The following is a 1,830-nucleotide window of genomic DNA, read 5'->3' as shown; positions in this document are numbered from 1 at the left end:
CGCCGCACCCGTGCCCGCCCCCGAGCCCGTGACCGTGCGGCCGGAGACCGGCGACACGGGCTACAGCGCGCCCACGACGCTGGGCAACGCCCGGATCACCGACGCCCAGCGGGCCCGCGCGGAAGGGCGCTCACCGGTCATCGCGCCGGGGATGCAGCCCGCCGCGCTCACCGCCGTGCTCGGCCTGCTGCTCGCGGGGGGCGCCGCGATCGGGCCGTACGCGCTGCTCGTCCCGGTGGTGCTCCTCCAGGCGGTGACGGCCGCCGGATGGTTCCGGCTCAACGGCATGTGGCCCGCCCGCCAGGGCATCGCGCTCGCCTTCGCCGGGGGGCTGGCCGCCGACGTCGCCCTGCTCGCCGCCGGCCGGGAGCACGGCCCCGCCGCACTGCTGGGCACCCTGGGCGTCTTCGTGCTGCTCACCGTGGTCCTCCAGCTCCGCAGCCACGCGGGGGCCGACGAGCGGATGTACGGCCTGATGGCCACGGTCGTCTCGGCGTCCCTCGCGGTGCTCGCGGGCGGATTCCTCGCGGCGGTCCCGGACGCGGTGACGGTCGGCGGGGCGGCCGTCGCGGCGGCCGCGCTCGTCCGTGCCCTTCCGCTGCCCGGGGTGGTCTCCCTCGGGGCGGCCCTGCTCGCGGGTGCGGGTGCCGGCCTCGCCCTCGGCGGTATGACCGACTTCGGGGCGAAGGGCGTGCTGCTCGGTCTCGCGGCGGCCGGGTGCGCGCTCATCGGGCTGCGGGTGGCGAGCTACGACTACCCGTCCCGGTTCGTGCACATGACCGCCGGGGTGGCGCTGCCGCTGACCCTGGCGGCCCCGGCCGTCTACCTGGTCGGCCGCGCCATCCTCTGACCGCCGCACACCGTCCCCTACGGCCCCCCTGGGGCTGACCCGCCGGGAAGCGCGGGCAGCCCCCGGGGAACCGATCGGGGGCCGTCGGTCGTCGATCATCCAGGGCGTCCCTCTCCTGCGGCAGTAGGCTCACGGGCGCCAGGGGGACCGATCGGCTCAGGTGGGGGAACGACACATGCGCGCACTGCGAATACTGCTGGTCCTGGTGGTGGTGCTCGGCGGCCTCTTCCTCGCCGTCGACCGCGCGGCTGTCTATTTCGCCGAGTCCGAGGCCGAGGACCGGGTCACGATCAGCGGGGGCGGGCCCGCCACCACGGAGATCTCGATCAAGGGTTTCCCCTTCCTCACCCAGCTCGCCGGTTCGCGGCTCGACCGCGTCGACGTCCACCTCACCGGCATGGAGACCAGCGCCGCCGGCCGCGCGATACGGGTCAGCGAGGTCCGGGCCGAACTGCACGACGTGAAGCTCGGCTCCGGCTACCGGAGCGCCACGGCAGCCCGCGCCACCGGCACCGCGCTCGTCAGCTACGAGGACCTGACGGCGGCGGCCAGCGACGGCGTCGTCGTGGAGTACGGCGGCAACGGCAAGGCGAAGGTCACCGGCACGGTCGAGCTCCTCGGCCGGCCGATCTCGCGCAGCGTGCTGTCCACCGTGACCCGCGTCGACGGTCAGACGATCAAGGTGCGCGCGGACGAGGTGCCGGGCGAGGGGCTTCCCGGCGTGGAGCGACTGGTCCGCGAGAAGACCGACTTCCAGGGCGACATCGACGGGCTGCCGAAGGGCCTGGAGCTCCGGGAGGTCGAGGTGACCGAGAAGGGCCTGGAGATCTCGGTGACCGGCTCGGACGTCTCCCTGACGGGCTGACCGGCCGCCCCGCGCTCCCCGGCGGATCCCCTGCCGTCCCCTGACGGCACGACCGATCCGGATAGTGAGACGCCCGCGTCCGGTCCGCAGATGCGGGGCAGGTTCGGGGGAGCCC

General features: G+C 75.1%; 1 protein-coding gene and 1 pseudogene. Both read left to right on the top strand.

Translation table 11 applies throughout. The annotated features are described in order from the left end of the window. Window positions 1-850 (top strand): annotated as a pseudogene (locus HET64_RS38320) (hypothetical protein); the annotation flags it as partial. A gap of 175 nt (window positions 851-1,025) precedes the next feature. Beyond that, window positions 1,026-1,715 (top strand): DUF2993 domain-containing protein, encoded by a 690-nt coding sequence (locus tag HET64_RS38315; protein ID WP_215111832.1) that lies wholly within the window; start codon window positions 1,026-1,028, stop codon window positions 1,713-1,715. Window positions 1,716-1,830: the final 115 nt, after the last annotated feature.

It is taken from the genome of Streptomyces sp. McG3 (assembly GCF_018619185.1).
Taxonomy (GTDB): Bacteria; Actinomycetota; Actinomycetes; order Streptomycetales; family Streptomycetaceae; genus Streptomyces.
Note: the sequence above shows the minus strand (reverse complement) of the source record. Positions and strands in the feature narration are given on the sequence as shown.

Bases quoted from the DNA above. Each gene is read 5' to 3' on its own strand.
- HET64_RS38315 (WP_215111832.1), top strand. From the start codon at position 1,026: ATGCGCGCACTGCGAATACTGCTGGTCCTGGTGGTGGTGCTCGGCGGC.